At 57.4% G+C, this 18,605-nt stretch carries 19 protein-coding genes; 16 read left to right on the top strand and 3 right to left on the bottom strand.

Annotated elements, in window-relative coordinates:
- Window positions 1–12: 12 nt before the first annotated feature.
- Window positions 13–234, bottom strand: coding sequence for a DeoR family transcriptional regulator (locus DI44_RS02950; protein WP_008880936.1), 222 nt, complete (start codon window positions 232–234; stop codon window positions 13–15).
- Window positions 235–484: 250 nt separating this feature from the next.
- Here DI44_RS02950 and pepV point away from each other — a divergent pair, with 250 nt between their 5' ends.
- From pepV to DI44_RS02980, 6 genes are all read left to right on the top strand, one after another.
- Window positions 485–1,900 (top strand): dipeptidase PepV, encoded by a 1,416-nt coding sequence (gene pepV, locus DI44_RS02955; RefSeq protein WP_081823193.1) that lies wholly within the window; start codon window positions 485–487, stop codon window positions 1,898–1,900.
- Window positions 1,901–1,968: 68 nt separating this feature from the next.
- Complete coding sequence (malA, locus tag DI44_RS02960; protein ID WP_033026027.1) at window positions 1,969–3,153, top strand: maltose permease; 1,185 nt, start codon at window positions 1,969–1,971, stop codon at window positions 3,151–3,153.
- Window positions 3,150–3,728, top strand: a complete 579-nt coding sequence (gene thpR / locus DI44_RS02965; protein ID WP_033026025.1) for an RNA 2',3'-cyclic phosphodiesterase — start codon at window positions 3,150–3,152, stop codon at window positions 3,726–3,728. The genes malA and thpR overlap by 4 nt, the downstream gene beginning before the upstream one ends.
- Window positions 3,729–3,739: 11 nt before the next feature.
- Entirely contained in the window at window positions 3,740–4,678 is a 939-nt protein-coding gene (locus tag DI44_RS02970; protein ID WP_014196578.1) for a hypothetical protein, read from the top strand.
- Between the two features lie 101 nt (window positions 4,679–4,779).
- The gene (gene pulA / locus DI44_RS02975; RefSeq protein WP_033026023.1) at window positions 4,780–6,936 is read left to right on the top strand and encodes a type I pullulanase; all 2,157 of its coding nucleotides are present in this window, start codon (window positions 4,780–4,782) and stop codon (window positions 6,934–6,936) included.
- 453 nt (window positions 6,937–7,389) lie between these two features.
- Entirely contained in the window at window positions 7,390–8,172 is a 783-nt protein-coding gene (locus DI44_RS02980) for a phosphotransferase family protein (protein ID WP_031206346.1), read from the top strand.
- A 109-nt stretch (window positions 8,173–8,281) separates the two neighbouring features.
- Here the strand turns inward: DI44_RS02980 and DI44_RS02985 are convergent, their stop codons facing one another.
- Window positions 8,282–8,551: a YtzH-like family protein gene (locus tag DI44_RS02985; protein ID WP_033026022.1), complete on the bottom strand. Its 270-nt coding sequence runs from the start codon at window positions 8,549–8,551 to the stop codon at window positions 8,282–8,284.
- Between the two features lie 208 nt (window positions 8,552–8,759).
- Here DI44_RS02985 and trmB point away from each other — a divergent pair, with 208 nt between their 5' ends.
- Window positions 8,760–9,413: a tRNA (guanosine(46)-N7)-methyltransferase TrmB gene (gene trmB, locus DI44_RS02990; RefSeq protein WP_011232297.1), complete on the top strand. Its 654-nt coding sequence runs from the start codon at window positions 8,760–8,762 to the stop codon at window positions 9,411–9,413.
- Window positions 9,414–9,493: 80 nt separating this feature from the next.
- Window positions 9,494–10,342 (top strand): MBL fold metallo-hydrolase, encoded by an 849-nt coding sequence (locus DI44_RS02995; RefSeq protein WP_015375642.1) that lies wholly within the window; start codon window positions 9,494–9,496, stop codon window positions 10,340–10,342.
- Here DI44_RS02995 and DI44_RS03000 read toward each other — a convergent pair.
- Complete coding sequence (locus tag DI44_RS03000; RefSeq protein WP_011232295.1) at window positions 10,337–10,636, bottom strand: PepSY domain-containing protein; 300 nt, start codon at window positions 10,634–10,636, stop codon at window positions 10,337–10,339. The genes DI44_RS02995 and DI44_RS03000 overlap by 6 nt on opposite strands.
- 116 nt (window positions 10,637–10,752) lie before the next feature.
- On the opposite strand from DI44_RS03000, the gene DI44_RS03005 reads away from it, so the two are divergent.
- From DI44_RS03005 to DI44_RS03035, 8 genes are all read left to right on the top strand, one after another.
- Entirely contained in the window at window positions 10,753–11,829 is a 1,077-nt protein-coding gene (locus DI44_RS03005) for a M42 family metallopeptidase (protein WP_011232294.1), read from the top strand.
- A 45-nt stretch (window positions 11,830–11,874) separates the two neighbouring features.
- Window positions 11,875–12,405, top strand: a complete 531-nt coding sequence (locus tag DI44_RS03010) for a DUF84 family protein (protein WP_033026021.1) — start codon at window positions 11,875–11,877, stop codon at window positions 12,403–12,405.
- A 45-nt stretch (window positions 12,406–12,450) separates the two neighbouring features.
- The gene (locus DI44_RS19240) at window positions 12,451–12,624 is read left to right on the top strand and encodes a hypothetical protein (protein ID WP_014196573.1); all 174 of its coding nucleotides are present in this window, start codon (window positions 12,451–12,453) and stop codon (window positions 12,622–12,624) included.
- Window positions 12,621–13,418, top strand: coding sequence for a DUF1444 domain-containing protein (locus DI44_RS03015; protein WP_033026019.1), 798 nt, complete (start codon window positions 12,621–12,623; stop codon window positions 13,416–13,418). The genes DI44_RS19240 and DI44_RS03015 overlap by 4 nt, the downstream gene beginning before the upstream one ends.
- A gap of 20 nt (window positions 13,419–13,438) precedes the next feature.
- Window positions 13,439–14,044, top strand: coding sequence for a YtpR family tRNA-binding protein (ytpR, locus tag DI44_RS03020; RefSeq protein WP_013144448.1), 606 nt, complete (start codon window positions 13,439–13,441; stop codon window positions 14,042–14,044).
- Between the two features lie 106 nt (window positions 14,045–14,150).
- Window positions 14,151–16,508 (top strand): DNA translocase FtsK, encoded by a 2,358-nt coding sequence (locus DI44_RS03025; RefSeq protein WP_033026015.1) that lies wholly within the window; start codon window positions 14,151–14,153, stop codon window positions 16,506–16,508.
- Window positions 16,509–16,661: 153 nt separating this feature from the next.
- On the top strand, window positions 16,662–17,966 hold the full coding sequence (gene murC / locus DI44_RS03030; RefSeq protein WP_011232289.1) for a UDP-N-acetylmuramate--L-alanine ligase: 1,305 nt from the start codon (window positions 16,662–16,664) through the stop codon (window positions 17,964–17,966).
- 146 nt (window positions 17,967–18,112) lie between these two features.
- Entirely contained in the window at window positions 18,113–18,526 is a 414-nt protein-coding gene (locus DI44_RS03035) for a DUF948 domain-containing protein (protein WP_033026013.1), read from the top strand.
- Window positions 18,527–18,605 lie beyond the last annotated feature (79 nt).

The raw sequence follows: 18,605 nt of genomic DNA, 5'->3' as shown, positions 1-18,605 counted from the left end.
TTGGCACCGGGTTTACGAAGAGATGCGCACTTTTTTGTTTGTGGTCGTCCATTTGCCCTTGCTTGGGCTGCGAACGAGATCGTTGTACATAAGCACGTTCAAGTCGCGCTGGATCGTTCGTGGGGTGGTGCCGAACTCATCAACAAGCTCTTGGGTCGTAACCGTTCCTTTTTCGCTAATGTACATATACACGGATTTGATGCGGGTAAGCATCCGATGTGTTGAAGGTTTCAAAAGACCACTCCCTATCTTAGCATCATTCGCATGGCACAACCGACCGCTAGCAGATGAGAGATGTCTTTGTCTGTTTACTACCATTGTACACGAAATGAGAGGGAAAATGCTACCCGGTTGCCTCTATTCACGAAAAATTTCAACATTTTGTCATGAAACGGAAATCGATTTGCAACGAATGAAACATTTTGACTTCCTGTTTTTGATATGATACGTTGGCAACAAAGGGTGTTGAATAAGGAAAGGAAGAATGGCGTTGAACATCGACTGGATGAACGAAGCGAAGAAACGAAAAGACGATCTTGTCCGCGACGTGCAAGCGCTTGTCCGCATTCCGAGCGTCCGCGATGACGGCGGGGCGAAACCGGGTGCGCCGTTTGGGCCCAAGGTGGCCGAGGCGCTTGAGCATATGCTTCGCCGCGGCCGGGAGGAAGGGTTTCGCATCAAAAATGTGGACGGGTTTGCCGGGCATATCGAAATGGGGCATGGGGAGAAACTTGTCGGCGTGCTCGGCCATATCGACGTCGTGCCGCCTGGGGACGGCTGGACGATGGATCCGTTTGCCGCTGAGGTGCGCGATGGCCGCCTTTACGGGCGCGGCGCGATCGATGACAAAGGGCCGACCGTCGCGGCGTTTTACGCGATGAAAATCATCCTTGAACTCGGGCTGCCGCTTGGCAAGCGGGTGAGGCTCATCATCGGGGGCGATGAGGAAAGCGACTGGCGCTGTGTGGAGCATTATTTTCGCCATGAGGAAATGCCGGATGTCGGATTTGCGCCGGATGCTGATTTCCCGATCATTTATGCTGAAAAAGGAATCATTGACGCCGATTTGGCATACCGCCCGCTTGAATCGGTGGAGGCGGAAGGGCTCGCGCTTGCCTCATTCCAAGCCGGGCGCCGCTACAATATGGTGCCGGATGCGGCCGAAGCGGTGGTGGAAAGAGCGGGACGGACGGAGGAGCTGCTTGGCCTCTATGAACAGTTTTGCCGGGAGCGCGGCGTAAAGGGGAGCATGAGGCAAAGCGAAGGGGCCGTCGTCTTTCAATTGGAAGGGGTGTCCGCTCATGGCGCCGAGCCGGAGCGCGGCAAAAACGCCGGCGTCTATTTGGCTCAGTTTTTGGCGTCGCTTCCGCTCGATGGCCGAAGCCGGCCGTTCGTTCAGTTTGTGGCCTCCGCCTTTTTCGGCGATGCCCGCGGCCGGCGGCTCGGCCTTGCGTATCGGGACGAACAAAGCGGCGACTTGACGGTCAACGTCGGGGTGCTGTCGTATGACCGGCGGCATGGCGGAACGATTGGGCTGAACATCCGCTATCCGGTGACGGCCGACGGTGACGCGATCCGCCGGACGCTCGCCGGCGCTGCGGCTGAACATGGATTCGCGCTCAGCCGGTTCAGCGATACGAAGCCTCATTATATCGATCCGAGCCACGAGCTTGTCCGCACGCTTCAGCGCGTCTACGAAGAGCAGACGGGCGAGCCGGCCCGGCTTTTGGCCATCGGCGGCGGCACATACGCCCGCGCCTTGACCGCCGGGGTGGCGTTTGGCGCGTTGTTTCCGGGCCGTCCGGATGTCGCCCACCAGAAAGATGAGTATATCGAAATCGACGATTTGGTGAAAGCGACCGCCATTTACGCGCAGGCGATCTATGAGCTGGCAAAATAAACGGCGGTCCGCCGCCCCGGCGAAAAAGAGAGCGGGGCGGGCGTTGTTTTAATGAAAGGGGGAACGGGATGGAAGCGGTATTCAAACGGGGGGCGGCGGCACGAAAACCGGTGTTTCCGCTCTTTTATTTTCTCATCTTTTTTGCTTTTGGCGCCTTGTTTCCGCTTTTGTCCGTCTATTTGCAGGAAGAGGCGCGCCTTCCGGGGGCGGCGATCGGCTGGATCATGTCGCTTCCCCCGATCGTGACGATGGCGGTCCAGCCGCTTTGGGGGATGGCGACCGATTACACGCGCAAACCGATCGGCCTTTTGATGGCGTCGTTGGTGTTGGCGGCGCTGTTTGGATTGATGTATTCGCTCGCCGGCAGCTACCGGTTGTTTGCTGCGCTCACGGTGCTGCTGTCGGCGATGCAAAGCGCCATCGTTCCGCTTTCTGACAGCCTCGCTCTTCGCCATGTGCACGAACAGGGCGGAAACTACGGGGCGATTCGGCTTTGGGGATCGATCGGGTTTGCCGCGGCGGTGCTGGTTGTCGGATGGCTGTCCGATCATGTCGCGTTTGAGGTCATTTTTTACGCCTTTTCGTTGGCGCTGCTCGCCGCGTCGGTTTTGGCCGCCCGCCTGCCGCGCTACCCGATGGCGGCGCCGGGGGCGTTGACGCTTCGGGATGTGCGCCGGCTGCTGTCCGTCCGCTCGTTTCAGCTCCTGCTTGTCGCAACATTTTTGCTGTTTGGTCCGATTTTGGCCAATAACTCGTATTTCGGGCTGCTCATTCATGAGTTGGGCGGGACGTTAACTGGCATCGGCCTCGCCTTTTTGTTTGCCGCTGGCAGCGAGGCGCCGTTTATGAAAGCGGCGGATCGGCTCATCGGCCGTTTCGGCATGGTGCGGCTTCTTCTATTGGCGGCGCTCATCTCGGCAGTCCGCTGGTTGTCGTATGCGGTCGACCCGCCGCTTTGGTTTGTGTATGCAACGGCGGTCGTCCAAGGCTGCTCCGTAGGTCTGGCGATTCCGACGGCGCTTCAATATGCGCGCCGCTTGGCGCCGGAGCGGGTGCAGGCGACGGCGGTGGCGTTATACTCAGCGGTCGGCAACGGCCTTGGCGCGTGGTTTTGCACGTTGGTGGGCGGATATTTGCTTGAGCGTTGGCAGATCGGCGCTGTCTACTTGTTTTTTAGCATCTGCACGATCGTGGGTGTGCTCGTGCTCCTTTTGCTCGCAAAACGAGAACGAACGGCAGGTGAAGAGAAGTGAAACGAAGCCATTATTTTATCGCTGTTCCGCTGACGTCTGAAGCGAAACAAGCCATTGCCCGATTTTCGGGGGATGCGTCGTCATCGCTGCCGTTTCGCACATGGGTGCATGAAGAGGATTATCATATCACCCTCGCGTTTTTAGGCGATGTGCCGCCGGGGAAAATGGCGCCGCTGTGCGAAGCGATGGCCGCCGTCGCCGCCAAAAGCGCCCCGTTTTCCCTCGCGCTTGCCGGGCTTGGGACGTTCGGGGAGCGGACGGCGCCTCGCGTTTTTTGGCAAGGAGTCGAAACGGAAGAAGCGTTGAATGGATTGCGGCGCGACGTGTATGAAGCGTGCATGAAGCTTGGGTTTTCCTTGGACCGGCGGCCGTTTGCCCCGCATATTACGATCGCTCGCAAATGGCAGGGAGCCGAACCGTTTCACCCGGATCGCCTCCGTTCGCTTGCCGCGGCCAAGGCGGTGTTTTCGGTGCCTGAGATCGTGCTGTATCGGACGAATATGGAACGGACGCCGAAGTACGAAGCGATCGCCGTGTTCCCGTTGCTTGGCGCGCCGATGAATGGCCGGAAATAGCAGGTGAAACAATGGGTCAGCTCGTGAAACTCATGGATTGCATTTCCCGCTACGAAACGGATGTGTACTATTATGTGCCGGAGTTCATCCGGCTGAAGCAGCGGCAATGGGAGCAGGCAAAAGCGCGGTGGCAAGCCGAACGAACGGCTGAGGCTAGCGGATGGCTTGAAACGGGCGAGACGTGGAATGCTTGGCTTGACAAACCGTCATGGTGGGAACGGCTGACGAAACGATGGCGCCGCCGTGCCGCGCTTACGGAAGAAGAGACGTTTTCTCTTGCGCCGATGGCTCGTCCGGCGGCTACTCTGGAGGAATTGAAACAGCAGTTTTTGGATGAGTTGTTCGAGTTGCAGCTGAAATGGGCGAGTTCCACGATGATGTACGTTTCCTCCCTCGATGAAGCCGTGTATGGCGATGAGACGTTGAAATATTTTTTGCAGCGGTTTCCGGATACGCATTTATGCTTTTACCGGCCTGTGGCGATGGTCGGCAAGGCGCCGGTGGAGCTGGAGACGATGATGTTGACGCCATCCGCGCTCTGGTGCATTGCCTTCGTCGAAGGAAGGCCGGACAACATCGTCATGGCGTCAACCGGCCGGTTTTGGGTGGAACAAGCCGGAACGAACGAAACGAGGCTGGTCAACCCGGTCGTGTCGCTGCGGCGGACGGAGCAGATCGTTTCGGAGATTTTTCGCAAACATGAGGTCGATTGGCCGATCCACCTCGTGCTGTTAAACCGCTCCGGCTACATTGACAGCGGCGGTCTTTTTCCGTTTATCCGCTATATTGATAAGCGAAATTATGACGAGTGGTTTTCCCGCCTGCGCCGCTCCGCTCTCCCGCTTCGGCACGGGCAGCTGAAAGCGGCTGAGGCGCTGCTTCGCCATTGCGCCAGCTTTTACGACCGCCGCCATGACGGGAATATGAGCGGCGAGGAAGGGCAACAATAGAAACATCTGTGCATCGATAGGGCGACCGGCCGATGATTTGGCACCGCCCTTTTTCTTTTACGTATGATGGTATTAACGGGAGAAAAAAGGGGTGAACGCACATGCTTCACATCAGCCGAACGTTTGCCGCCTATTTGGACGAGATGGATCAAATCGTTGTGCTTGCGCCGAAATCGCTCGGCTTTGATGGAATGGCGCCGTTTACGCTCGTGGCGCCGAGCGGCGAGGAGATTCCGCTGTCCGTGCAGCACGTCGAGGATGTTGGGGAGACGGTGAAATATGTGTGCCGGTTTGCATCCGCGTTCGAGTTTGGAGCGACATACTGGGTGCGTTCTTGCCGCGGGGAGGAGACCGATGTTCAAATCGGCGCCGTTGTGCGCACTCCCGCATTTGATGATCGGTTTTTCTATGATGGGCCGTTAGGAGCGGAGTATTTCAAAGAACAGACCGTATTTCGCGTCTGGGCGCCGACCGCCACCGCGGTTAGCGTCAAGCTGGTTCATCCGCATCTCGACGAGATCCGCTGCGTGCCGCTTGTGCGCGGCGAACGCGGCGTATGGTCAGCCGTCGTCCCCGGCGATTGGGAGCGAGCGCGTTACACATATATCGCCTGCATCAACCGCGTATGGCGCGAGGCGGTGGACCCGTATGCGACCGCGGTTTCGGTCAATGGCGAGTTCGGCGTCGTGATCGACTGGGAGAAAACGAAGCTGGCGCCGCCCTCTTTGCCGCTTCCACCGCTCTGTTCGCCGACGGATGCCATCATTTATGAGCTGAGCATCCGCGACTTTACCAGCCACCCGGACAGCGGCGCCGTCCATAAAGGGAAGTATCTTGGGCTGGCCGAAACGAACACGAGCGGGCCGAACGGGACGGCCACCGGGCTTTCGTATGTCAAAGAGCTGGGCGTCACCCATGTGCAGCTCATGCCGTTTATGGACTTTGCGGGCGTCGATGAGCGCGACCCACAAGCGGCTTACAACTGGGGATACAATCCCCTTCATCTATATGCGCCGGAAGGGAGTTATGCGACCGATCCAGCGGATCCATACGCGCGCATTGTAGAATTGAAGCAGGCGATCCACACGCTGCACGAAAATGGCTTGCGCGTCGTGATGGATGCGGTCTACAACCATGTCTATGACCGGGAGCAATCGCCGCTTGAGAAGCTCGTTCCCGGTTATTACTTCCGCTACGACGCCTATGGCCAACCGGCCAACGGCACCGGCGTCGGCAACGACATCGCTTCGGAGCGGCGGATGGCGCGCCGCTGGATCGTCGATTCGGTGGTGTTTTGGGCGAAAGAATATGGCATTGACGGGTTCCGCTTTGATTTGATGGGCGTGCACGATATCGAGACGATGAAAGCGGTGCGCGATGCCCTCGACGCCATCGATCCGTCGATCCTTGTGTATGGGGAAGGGTGGGATTTGCCGACGCCTCTTCCACCGGAACAAAAGGCGACGATGGCCAACGCCAAGCAGCTGCCGCGCTTCGCTTATTTCAATGACCGGTTTCGCGATGCGGTGAAAGGGAGCACCTTTCATTTGCCGGACCGTGGGTTCGCCCTCGGCAACCCAGGCGGGCGAGAACAGGTGAAGCTCGCCATTGCCGGGAGCTTGCGAGCGCTCGGCGGGCTGTTTTGCCACCCGCGTCAGTCAATCAATTACGTCGAATGTCATGACAACCATACGTTTTGGGATAAGATGGAGGCGGCCAACCATGATGAGCCGGAATGGCTCCGGAGGAAGCGGCAAAAGCTGGCGACGGCGATCGTTCTGTTGGCGCAAGGCATTCCGTTTTTGCACAGCGGCCAAGAGTTTTATCGGACGAAAGGCGGCGATGGGAACAGCTACCGATCGCCGGATGCGGTCAATCAGCTGGATTGGGGGCGGAAAAGCCGCTATGAAGACGACGTCCGCTACGTTCAAGGATTGATCGCTCTTCGCCGCGCGCATGGCGCGTTCCGCCTCGCGACGGAAGCGGAAGTGCTGCGTCATTTCACGTTTCTTGAGCCGCTGCCGCCGTCGGTCATCGCCTATCGGCTGCATGATGTCGCCGTCTATGGGCCTTGGGAGGACATCATCGTCGTGCATCATAACGAGGAGAAAGAGACAGCTATTGCGCTCCCCGACGAGCGCGAGTGGGCGGTTGTATGCGACGGACAGCGATGCGGGACAACGCCCTTTGGCCAAGCGCGCAGCATGCTTCGGCTTGACGGCATCGGCACATGGGTGCTCGTCCATCCTGCAGGGTGACCGCTCAGACGGCGCGCGGGGTTCGCCACAAGACCTTTGGAAGGCCGATGAAAAACGAGTATGTTCGCCAAGCCAATGGGGGTTGTCGGAAAGGAGAAGCCGATTTGGCAATCCTTCTGCACTTGAGAAAGACCGGCGTTGAGCAGGTTGTTTGTTTCAGTCGTCAGCCCTTTGCAAGAGCGGCTGCGCTCGTCTTTGGCGCACCCAATGAACGGTGTTCCAGTTGAGACGAAACGGGAAAGGGCGGCCGATCGGAGTGGGAGCCGCGGGGCACTTCCGCTTTGGCAGTTTTAAGCAGGGCGTTTGCCGAGAAAAATGTTTGCATGCCGGAGCGGTATTTCAGTATAATACAAGTAAAACGGACGGAGGAAGGACGCGGCCTGGCCGTCCTTTTTATTTGGGCGCGAGAAGCAAACGGAGATGTTTCTATTTTTAAGTCGCAGGTGAACACGCTTGGAACAGTTACTAGGTAAGGAGTGGGAGATCACTCCCGCTGGCGGCGCTACAGGGGATGCGTATTTTGCGGAATATGAAGGAAAGAAATTGTTTTTAAAGCGGAATTCTTCTCCGTTTCTGGCTGTATTGTCGGCCGAGGGCATCGTCCCGAAGCTTGTATGGACGAAACGGCTCGAAAACGGCGATGTGTTTACGGCCCAGCAATGGCTGAACGGCCGGGAGCTGAAGCCGTGGGAGATGGGAAGCGAGCAAGTGGCGGCGCTGCTAAGGAAAATCCATCGTTCAAAAGAGCTGGTGACGATGCTGAAGCGGCTCGGCAAATCTCCGCTGCGCGCGAAGAAGATGCTCGCTCTCCTCGCTGAGCAACAGCGGCGCCATCCGGCCGGTGGTTCTGTCGTCTGTCAGGCGCTTGACTGGCTTGAACAGCATGTTTCGTCATTGCCGGATGGCGAATATGTTGTCTGCCACTGTGACATCAATCATAACAATTGGCTGCTGGCCGATGATGGCACGTTGTACTTGATCGATTGGGACGGAGCGATGATCGCCGATCCGGCGATCGACATCGGCATGCTCCTTCATCTGTACATTCCGCGCGCCGAATGGAAGACGTGGCTCGACCAGTACGGATGGGAATGGAGCCAGGAGCTTGGCCTCCGCCTAAAGTGGTATACGATCGCTCATACGTTGCACTCGCTGTTTTGGCCGAAAGGGAAGGACGGCCAAAAAGAAAAGGAGCAGTCGCTTCGGTTATTGAAGCGCGTCATGGTAGAGAGTTGACCAAGCGAGGCCTCAGCGTCCGAACGGCCGGCGCCGGGGGCTGCGCGATCGCTGTGTTCGGCTGCCGCCGCGCCATTTGTTTCCGCTGCCGATGACGGAGACGCCGCGGTCAGGACAGCCCATTCACCCAGTCGGCGAGCTGGCCTTGGTGGGCGGAAATGTGGGCGTTTAAATCAGCGCTGTATTTCCCGCCTTGGCCATAAGCGTAAATATGGGGGAGAATTTGCTTGACTTGGCCGTCCACCTCATCGTTGGCGAGCAGCGATTTAGCGAGCCGTTCAATTTGTTCGCATTCGGAAACCGTTCCGCAGCAATCGAGCTGATGTTCGGATAAAATGTCGCGAAGTACGGTCAATTGATGGTTATAGTTGAGCGGCATGCTGGTCACCATCCTTTCGCCAGGCTGTACGGTTTTATCATGCCCGGATCGAGCCGAGTTTATGATTCGAAACCGAAAAGACCCCCTACTTCTACGCGTGAGCGTAGGTGGGAGAGCGTTCAAGCCCGGGCGTTTTTTCGCGTTTGCTTCTTTGGCGCGAGTGTGGTATCGTCAAACCAACAAACGGAAACAAGGCTGAGGTGTCAATATGCGTTTGCGCAACAAACCGTGGGCGAAAGACAAAATCGCCGCGTATCCGCAATACGTCATTCCCGATCCCGAAACAAAGCGCGGGCGATGGCGCGAGCTGTTCGGCCACGACCAACCGCTCCATGTCGAGATCGGGACGGGGAAAGGCAAATTTATCACGGAAATGGCCAAACTTCATCCGGATGTCAATTTCATCGGCATCGAGCTGTACCCGAGCGTGCTCGTGTCCGCGCTTGACAAACTGATCGAAAGCGGGCTCGCGAACGTCAAGCTGCTGAACGCCAATGCGAAAGATCTGACCGCGTTTTTTGCCGACGGGGAAGTGTCGCGCATTTATTTGAACTTTTCCGACCCATGGCCGAAAAAGCGGCACGAAAAGCGGCGGCTGACGTATCGGGACTTTTTGGCGCTCTATGACCGCATTTTGGCGGAAGACGGAGACATCCATTTGAAAACGGACAATCAATCGTTTTTCGAATACTCGCTTGTCAGTTTGTCGCAATATGGGTTTGTGCTCGCATCGGTCCAGCTCGACTTGCATCAAAGCGGCATGACGGACAATGTCATGACAGAGTATGAGGAAAAATTTTCTGCCAAAGGAAACCGCATTTACCGATGCGAGGCGGTGCGCCCGCCGCGGCGGTCGTCATAGGCCCGAACCGATTGGTCGGGTCTTTTTCTATTTCCGATTGATGGAGAAAATGGTACACTAGTGGAGGGGGGAGAGAGGAAATGGAACAGTTGCGAATTGGACAAGTCACATTGACATGGCTTCGGGGCGGCGTCACCCATCTTGACGGCGGGGCGATGTTTGGCGTCGTGCCGAAACCGCTTTGGTCGAAAAAATATCCGCCGAACGATAACAATCAAATCGAGCTGCGCACCGATCCGATTTTGGTGGAAGCCTATGGAAAACGGCTGCTCATTGAATCCGGCATCGGCAACGGCAAGCTGACCGACAAGCAAAAGCGAAACTTCGGCGTCACGGAAGAATCAGCGATTGATGAATCGCTTGCCAAGCTCGGGCTGACGCGGCGCGACATCGACATCGTCATCATGACCCATTTGCATTTTGACCATGCGTGCGGATTGACCGTTTGGGAAGACGGACGGCTCGTGCCGGCGTTTCCGCGCGCGGCGATCATTACCTCGGATGTCGAGTGGGAGGAAATGCGAAACCCAAACATCCGATCGCGCAATACGTATTGGAAAGAAAATTGGGAGCCGATCGCGGATCAAGTCGTTCCGTTTACAAAGGAAACGGAAGTCGTTCCTGGCATCCGCCTCGTCCATACCGGCGGGCATAGCGCCGGGCATGCGATCGTGCTCATCGAATCAGACGGGGAGATGGCCATTCATCTTGGCGATTTGCTTGGCACGCACGCCCATCAAAACGTCCTTTGGGTGATGGCGTACGACGATTACCCGATGGATTCGATTTTTGCCAAACAGCGATGGCTCCCGTACGGCGTAAAGCAAAATGCGTGGTTTACCTTCTACCATGATGCCTACTATCGGGCTGTGAAATGGCAGGAAGACGGGACGATGGCCGCCGCCGTGAAGCGGGAGCGGCCGCTATGACAGCGGCTTGGCGTCTACGATGGCTCCCGTGTAGGCGTTGATGAAAAACTCGTCATCCCCGTCGTCGCGGCAGACGCCGCCGCGGTATACGGTGTACGCCAGGCCGTTTTTCTCATACCGCTCCGGGGCGGATTGAATCCAGGAACCGCGGATGGCGCGCGGACCGCCAAGCGCGGCTTTCGCCAGCGCCAGCGCTTGTTCCGGGGCAAGGAGCGCCGGTTTGGAAGCGGAGCGGATGGCATAGACGACGGCCGCACCGACGGCGGCGCCGACGAGCCACTGTTTCCAAGCCATGTTTCTTTCCTCCTTTTCGCTTTGATACGGTTTAGTATAGCCGATTTTGGCGGAACATGTAAGAAGGACGGAAAGAAACGGAACGGTGAAATCGAACATAGAAAGGGAGACGCGTGATGAATAAGGACACGCTGCAATTATTCCAAACGTTGACCGAGCTTCCAGGCGCACCGGGTTATGAACATCCGGTGCGGCAGTTTATGCGCCAAGAGCTCGCGAAATACGCCGATGATATTGTGCAAGACCGCCTCGGGAGCCTTTTCGGCGTCAAACGCGGTGATGAGGCGGGCCCGACGGTGATGGTCGCCGGCCATATGGATGAAGTCGGATTTATGGTGACAGCGATCACGGATCACGGCATGATTCGTTTCCAGCCGCTAGGAGGCTGGTGGGATCAAGTGCTGCTCGCCCAGCGCGTGCAGATTATCACGGACGGAGGGCCGGTCATCGGCGTGATCGGGTCGATTCCGCCGCATTTGCTTGATGAGGAGCAGCGCAAAAAACCGATGGAGATCAAAAACATGTTGATTGACATCGGAGCGGAAAGCCGTGAAGATGCCGAACGAGTCGGCATTCGCCCCGGCCAGCCGATCGTGCCGGTCAGCCCGTTTACTTTGCTTGCCAACGGAAAAACCGTGATGGCAAAAGCGTGGGACAATCGGTTTGGCTGCGGATTGGCGATCGAGCTGTTAAAAGAGCTGAACGGCGAAACAGTGCCGAACGTCTTGTACGCCGGGGCGACCGTGCAGGAAGAGGTCGGGCTGCGTGGGGCCCAGACGGCGGCTTCGATGATCAACCCGGACATCTTTTTTGCCCTGGAAGCAAGCCCGGCCAACGATATGTCCGGCGACAAGCAGGCGTTCGGCCATATCGGCAAAGGAGCGCTCATCCGCTTGTACGACCGGACGATGATTACGCACCGCGGCATGCGCGAATTTGTGCTTGATACGGCGGAAACGATCGGCGTCCCGTACCAGTTTTTCATTTCCCCAGGCGGCGGAACCGACGCCGGGCGGGTGCATATCGCCAACCGCGGCGTGCCGTCGGCGGTGATCGGCATTTGCGCCCGCTACATTCATACGCATGCGTCGATCATTCATGTCGACGATTACGCGGCGGCCAAACAGCTCATCGTTGAGCTCGTCAAACGGTGCGACCGGACAACGGTCGAGACGATTCGCCAAAACAGCTGAGGAGAAGCGAGCGCTTCTCCTTTTCCATGACAAGGAGGGCACTGGATGAAAACTGTTGCGGTTGGAACGAACAACGAAGCGAAAATCGCCGCCGTTCGGGCGGTGTTTTCGGAAAAGGAATACCGCATTGTATCGCTTGAGGTGCCATCAGGCGTTTCCGCGCAGCCGCTGTCCGATGAAGAGACGCGGCTTGGCGCCATCGGGCGCGCCAAACGGGCGCTCGAAGCGGCGGAGGCGGACATCGGCATCGGATTGGAAGGCGGCGTGACGAAGATCGATGGGCAATGGTGGCTGTGCAACTGGGGGGCGCTCGCTGACCGAAACGGAGTGGTGGTGGCCGCCGCCGGCGCCCGCCTCGCCCTCCCGCCGGACGTCGGCGCCGGCATCGAGGCGGGGCGCGAGCTCGGCGACGTGATGGAAGCGTACACCGGGCGGAGGAACGTTCGGCGGAAAGAAGGCGCGGTCGGCGTATTGACGAACGGGCGCGTTGACCGATCGGCGATGTTTTCCCACATTGTCGAGCTTTTGGCCGGTCAATATGAATGGCTTTGTCAAAACGGGTCGTTCCATGTATGATAAATAACGAACGGTCAGGTCATGCCGATGATGGCGGGCGGCTGAATGAGCGGGCCGCGCGAGGATCTAGACCGAGCGGCTGGCAACGTCAAACGGTGGAAAACGCCGCACGGGCATGGCCTGGCATTGTCAACGCCGGATGCGCCTTTGGCCAAGTCCCGGCCGAAAGAGGGAAACGGAAGGCACGGCCGCCGGCAAAACAAGGAGGAACACGAATGAACAGCCGGCAAATGTATGAGAAGATTAAAGAGCGCCTCGTCGCCCACCGGCACTGGACGTTTCGCTTTGACGCCAAGCAAGACGCGATGCGCGTCGAAGACCGCCGCACGAAAAAAGGCGTCACGATCTCGCTTCCCGGCGTGATCGCCAAATGGCACGAACAAAAAGATGAGGCGGTGCGCGAAGTCGTTTATTATGTAGAGGAAACGTTGAAAACGATGGAGGAAGACGCGGCGCTTTCCGGCAACGAGCGAAACATTTATCCCGTCATTCGCTCGGCGTCGTTTCCGACGGAGACGAAAGAAGGCATTCCGTTGCTGTTTGATGATCATACAGCCGAAACGCGCATTTACTATGCGCTTGATCTCGGCAAAACGTATCGCTTGATTGATGAGCGCATGCTGGAGAAAGACAACTGGAGCCGCGAGCGGGTGAAGGAAATCGCCCGTTTCAACGTTCGGTCGCTGCCGACGCCGGTGAAAGAGGACCGGGTGGCGGACAACGTGTTTTATTTTGTGAACACCAATGACGGGTATGATGCGAGCCGCATTTTAAACGAATCGTTTTTGGCCGGCATGCGGGCGCGCGTGGAAGGAACGATGGCCGTCGCTGTTCCGCATCAAGATGTGCTTGTTATCGCTGATGTCCGCAACGACATCGGTTATGACGTGCTCGCGCAAATGACGATGAGCTTTTTTGCCGGCGGCCGCGTGCCGATCACGGCGCTGTCGTTTTTATACGAAAATGGGAAACTTGAACCGATTTTTATTTTAGGAAAAAAACGGAGAACGTAGCGGCAAGGAGGAATGAAGCGATGAACGTGTTTTACAACCGAGAAGGGGTCGGCGACGTGCTGCTCGTGTCGCTGAAACCGGCGGCGGATGAGGAACGGACGTTTGTCAGACAAGGCGATGTCGTCCGCATCATGTCCGAACGGACGGGCGAGACGGTCGGCTATAACATTTTTTCCGCGTCTTCGTACTATCCGTTTTCCGGCAACGGTCCGCTGGAAGTGAATGAGGAGCTCGTCGGCGTCATCAACGACATCTTGGCGAAAAACGGTTTTGACGAACCGATCGAAGCTGACTTGTCGCCGAAGTTTGTCGTCGGATATGTGAAAGAGAAAACGAAGCATCCGAACGCCGATAAATTGAGCGTCTGCCAAGTCGATGTCGGCGGTGAGGTGCTGCAAATCGTCTGCGGAGCGCCGAACGTCGCCGAAGGGCAAAAAGTCGTCGTCGCCAAAATCGGCGCCGTGATGCCAAACGGCCTCGTCATTCAAGAAAGCGAGCTGCGCGGCGTCCGGTCATCCGGCATGATTTGTTCGGCCCGCGAGCTTGGGCTGCCAAACGCCCCGCAGGAGAAAGGCATTTTGGTGCTGTCCGATGAGTATGAGGTCGGCCAGCCGTTCGTTTTTTGACGTTCCGACGGGCGGTGCAGACGGATTCCGACTGTTGTTTCGCCACTGGAACGACGCCAGTGGCGTTTTTTCCGACAATGAAGGCAAAGAAAGAGTGACGTGATGGATGAAATTTTGGAAACGATGGCTTCGTTTTCTCACGAGCGATGAGGAAGAGGAAGGGAACGAACAGCGAGCGAATTCCCCTCTGTCGGCCAGCATGCCCGAACGCGGCGCGGTGAATGTCATTTACCAATATCCGCAAGGCCGCTTCCGCTTTCCGTTGATTCCGGATGACCAGCCCGGTGAAAATCGGGAAAGGTCGGGGCGGGCGAAAAGCGAGGCATCCCGGCCGCTGCCGAGTCGGCGCCCGTCGGCTGGCGTTTCAAGGGAAATAGCGGAAAAACGGCCGTTCCGCCCGTCCGATGTGCCATCCCCGGTTTTTGGATATGATCGGAATCGGGGGAAACAGCGGCAACGAGCGGATGAACCCGGGCTGACCGGTGCGGGGGACATGGAGAATCGGAGCGATGAGGCGGTTCGGGAAGAGGCCCTCCGCGGCGAAGCGACACGGCGAGACGCGCGAGAGGGCACGGAAAGCCGGGCGGCTGAACCGCCAAAAGAAGAGGCGCCTTTGGCCAAGGGGGCAGAGGAATGGAACGAAGACGCGAGCGGAGCGATGCCCGCGGCTGTTATGGAAACGGAAGGAAAACATGAGCTGGCGCCGGCGGCAGGGCAGGAAGAACGTGATGCCGAGGCGGATGAAAAGAAAGGGCGGGAGCTGGACGAACGAGGCAACGAACGCGCGCCGCACGCAACAGACGGCGGCTTGGAGAGCGAAGGACGAGGGGTGCCGTCACAGATGAGGAAGAATGGAGACGGAGGGAGCGCTTCTTCGACAGAACAGCGGGAGACGACCCCAGATCGCGAAATCCGTCACTCGGCGGCGCCCGCGGGCCGGGAGGAGGCTTCCCGCCCCGAACGAACGCGCATCCCGTATAATGTGATCATGTTCAAGCAAGATTGGCGCAAACTCGAAGAAAAGGCGGCGAATCGATCGAACGGCTGCGTACTGCCGCCATTGGCGCTTCTTGAACCGCCCGAGAAAGCGGCCGAACGCGACGAGCAGTGGCTTCGCGACCAATGCCAGCGTTTGGACCGGACGTTTGCGAGCTTCCATATCGGCGCCAAAGTCGTTGGGGCGACGCAAGGACCGACGGTGACGCGGTTTGAAGTGCAGCCGGATTTAGGAGTGAAAGTGAGCAAGATTACGAGTTTAATCGATGATATCAAACTCAGTCTGGCGGCGAAGGACATTCGCATCGAGGCGCCGATCCCGGGAAAACGGACGATCGGCATTGAAGTGCCGAACCGAACGAGCCGTCCGGTGCGCCTGCGGGAAATTTTAGAAAGCGAAGCGTTCCGTAAAAGCCCATCGCCGCTTACCGTGGCGCTTGGGCTTGACATTAGCGGTGCGCCGGTCGTGACTGACATCCGAAAAATGCCGCATGGGCTGATCGCCGGGGCGACCGGGTCGGGAAAAAGCGTATGCATGAACGCGATGCTTATCAGCATGTTGTATAAAGCAGCGCCGCACGAAGTGAAATGGCTGCTTATTGATCCAAAAATGGTCGAACTGGCGCCGTACAACGGGCTGCCGCATTTGCTCAGCCCGGTGATCACCGAGGCGAAGGCGGCGGCGGGGGCGCTCAAGTGGGCGGTCGGCGAAATGGAACGGCGGTATGAACAGTTTGTCCACGCCGGCGTGCGCGATATTGAAAAGTATAACGCCCATCTTCGCGAACGCGGAAGCAGCGAGCCGCCGCTGCCGTACATCGTCATCGTCATTGATGAGCTAGCGGACCTCATGATGGCCGCTCCAGCCGATGTCGAAGAATCGATTTGCCGGCTGGCGCAAAAAGCGCGGGCGTGCGGCATCCATCTGCTGATCGCGACGCAGCGGCCGTCGGTCGATGTCCTCACGGGATTGATCAAGGCGAACATTCCGACGCGCATTGCGTTTTCCGTCTCCTCCCAAGTCGATTCGCGCACCATTTTAGATGTGAATGGGGCTGAGCGGCTGCTTGGGCGCGGCGATATGCTGTTTTTGGAAAATGGTTCGGCCAAGCCGGTGCGGCTGCAAGGCTGCTTTATTTCTGATGAGGAGATCGAGCGGGTGGCAGCGCACGTGAAAGAGAAGCAAGGCCCATCCTATCTGTTTGATCCGGACGATTTTCGGCAAACGGCGTCGATGGGCGGCGAGGATGACGAACTGTTCGAGGAGGCGTGCCGGTTTGTCATCGCCCAAGGAGGGGCGTCGACATCGAGCCTGCAGCGTCATTTCCGCATCGGCTACAACCGCGCTGCCCGGTTGATCGAGATGATGGAGGAACGAGGGTTGATTTCGGAGGCGCGCGGCAGCAAACCGCGCGATGTGTTGATGAGCGAGGATGAGTGGGAGCGCTGGCGCGAGCAGAACAGCTGAGGGCGGGCGGCCTCCTTTGGGCGGGCGGTAGTGTTTTGCCTCCTTGCGTGCTATAATGGGGAAATGAATGGTGCACCGCAATGAGAGAAATGGCAAAACGAGATGGATATCATATACTGTCTTACAGAGAGACGATGGTTGGAGGGCTTAACGATGACAGCTTACCATTTTGTAGGCATTAAAGGCACGGGGATGAGCGCGCTCGCGCAAGTGCTTCATGACCTTGGCTATACGGTGCAAGGGTCGGATGTAGAGAAATGGTTTTTCACGCAAAAGGCGCTTGAAGAGCGGGGAATCCCGGTGCTGCCTTTTTCGAAAGACAATATTCGTCCAGGTTATACGGTCATTGCCGGCAACGCATTTCCGGATACGCATGAGGAAATCGAGGCGGCCCGTCAGCTTGGTGTGCCTGTCATTCGTTACCATCGCTTTTTAGGCCAGCTGGCAGGCAAGTTTACGAGCATCGCGGTGACCGGTTCGCATGGAAAGACGACGACGACGGGGTTGCTTGCCCATGTGATGCAAGGAGCCCATCCAACGTCCTATTTGATCGGAGACGGCACGGGAAAAGGAGAACCAGGGAGCAAATACTTTGTGTTTGAAGCGTGCGAATACCGCCGGCACTTCCTTTCCTACTTTCCAGATTATGCGATCATGACAAATATTGACTTTGATCACCCGGATTATTTTGCCAATGTCGACGATGTGTTTTCCGCTTTCCAGCAAATGGCGAATCAAGTGAAAAAAGCGATCGTCGCCTGCGGGGATGATCCGTATTTGCCGAACATTCAGGCGAAAGTGCCGATTTTGTTTTATGGATTCGGCGAAGAAAACGATTTTCAGGCGCGCAATATCGTCAAGACGACGGAAGGGATGGCGTTTGATGTGTTCGTGCGCAACACATTTTTCGCTTCGTTTGCCATTCCGCGCTTCGGCACTCATAACGTATTGAATGCTCTCGCCGTGATCGCCCTCTGCCACTACGAAGGGGTGGATGCGGGCACGATCGCCAAGCGGCTGCAAACGTTCCAAGGCGTGAAGCGCCGCTTCAGTGAAAAAACGGTCGGGCGCCAAGTGCTGATCGATGATTACGCGCATCATCCACGCGAAATTACGGCGACATTGGAGGCGGCAAGGCAAAAATATCCGGGGCGCGAAGTGGTGGCGATTTTTCAGCCGCATACGTATACGCGGACGCAGACGTTTTTGCGCGAGTTTGCCGAAAGTTTGCTGCAAGCGGACCACGTGTATTTGTGCGACATTTTCGGCTCGGCGCGCGAACATGAGGGCAAGCTGACGATCCGTGATTTGCAGGCGCAAATTCCGCGTTCCCAGCTGCTTGAGGAACAAAACGTAGCCGTGTTGAAGCAGCATCAAGATGCGGTGTTGGTGTTCATGGGCGCCGGCGACATTCAAAAGTTTCAACAAGCGTACGAACGGGCCGTTCTTTCCGCCTGACGGCCGACAGGGAACGGGCTGTGATGAAGATGGCCCGTTTTTTCCTGTTTCAAAAAGGAAGCCGTCTTTTCTATGTCGAAGTTTGAAAGCGGGAAAAGATGGGTACAAAGGGAATGAAACGTTCGAATGGGCAAGGAGGGAATCGGGTGGAATGGCTTTTGTATGGAAGCGTGTCGCTCATCGCGCTTGCTTTTTTGCTGCTTGTTGTTTACATAGCCAGGACGCTCATCGTTTTGCAGGAAACGCTGCGCCGGCTGACGGCGGCGATCGACCATGCCGATGAGCAAGTGCAAACGGTGGCGAAAGAAGTTCGTGAACTTCTCCATACGGCCAACGGCATCGCCAGCGATGTGCAAAAAAAAGTAGAAACGCTAAATGGCGCAATCGAAGCGGTCGGAGAGATCGGCGGCACGATTCGTTCGCTCAACCGCGCGCTTCGGCAGGCGGCTGCCGGTTTGTCGGCGCGGGCGGGCCTGGGGCAAGGAAAATGGGGCAAGGCGTTGCGCTGGACAAATGTTTTGCTCGATTTACGGGAAAAATGGAGAAAAAACAATCGTTAAAGGAGCATTCCCGTTAGGAGCTTTTCCGGGGACTTGATCAAAAAAAGCCCTCTTGGTATGATGCAGGGGTGTCAAACAA

This window comes from Geobacillus sp. CAMR5420 (genome assembly GCF_000691465.1).
Taxonomy (GTDB): Bacteria; Bacillota; Bacilli; order Bacillales; family Anoxybacillaceae; genus Geobacillus; species Geobacillus thermoleovorans.
The sequence above is the reverse complement of the archived record's forward strand: the minus strand, read 5'-3'. Positions and strand labels throughout refer to the sequence as shown.

What these genes read in the sequence shown, in the direction of transcription:
- pepV (WP_081823193.1), top strand. Translation starts at nt 485, where the DNA reads ATGGCGTTGAACATCGACTGGATGAACGAAGCGAAGAAACGAAAAGAC.
- malA (WP_033026027.1), top strand. Translation starts at nt 1,969, where the DNA reads ATGGAAGCGGTATTCAAACGGGGGGCGGCGGCACGAAAACCGGTGTTT.
- DI44_RS02970 (WP_014196578.1), top strand. Translation starts at nt 3,740, where the DNA reads ATGGGTCAGCTCGTGAAACTCATGGATTGCATTTCCCGCTACGAAACG.
- pulA (WP_033026023.1), top strand. Translation starts at nt 4,780, where the DNA reads ATGCTTCACATCAGCCGAACGTTTGCCGCCTATTTGGACGAGATGGAT.
- DI44_RS02985 (WP_033026022.1), bottom strand. Translation starts at nt 8,551, where the DNA reads ATGCCGCTCAACTATAACCATCAATTGACCGTACTTCGCGACATTTTA.
- trmB (WP_011232297.1), top strand. Translation starts at nt 8,760, where the DNA reads ATGCGTTTGCGCAACAAACCGTGGGCGAAAGACAAAATCGCCGCGTAT.
- DI44_RS02995 (WP_015375642.1), top strand. Translation starts at nt 9,494, where the DNA reads ATGGAACAGTTGCGAATTGGACAAGTCACATTGACATGGCTTCGGGGC.
- DI44_RS03000 (WP_011232295.1), bottom strand. Translation starts at nt 10,636, where the DNA reads ATGGCTTGGAAACAGTGGCTCGTCGGCGCCGCCGTCGGTGCGGCCGTC.
- DI44_RS03005 (WP_011232294.1), top strand. Translation starts at nt 10,753, where the DNA reads ATGAATAAGGACACGCTGCAATTATTCCAAACGTTGACCGAGCTTCCA.
- DI44_RS03010 (WP_033026021.1), top strand. Translation starts at nt 11,875, where the DNA reads ATGAAAACTGTTGCGGTTGGAACGAACAACGAAGCGAAAATCGCCGCC.
- DI44_RS19240 (WP_014196573.1), top strand. Translation starts at nt 12,451, where the DNA reads ATGAGCGGGCCGCGCGAGGATCTAGACCGAGCGGCTGGCAACGTCAAA.
- DI44_RS03015 (WP_033026019.1), top strand. Translation starts at nt 12,621, where the DNA reads ATGAACAGCCGGCAAATGTATGAGAAGATTAAAGAGCGCCTCGTCGCC.
- ytpR (WP_013144448.1), top strand. Translation starts at nt 13,439, where the DNA reads ATGAACGTGTTTTACAACCGAGAAGGGGTCGGCGACGTGCTGCTCGTG.
- DI44_RS03025 (WP_033026015.1), top strand. Translation starts at nt 14,151, where the DNA reads ATGAAATTTTGGAAACGATGGCTTCGTTTTCTCACGAGCGATGAGGAA.
- murC (WP_011232289.1), top strand. Translation starts at nt 16,662, where the DNA reads ATGACAGCTTACCATTTTGTAGGCATTAAAGGCACGGGGATGAGCGCG.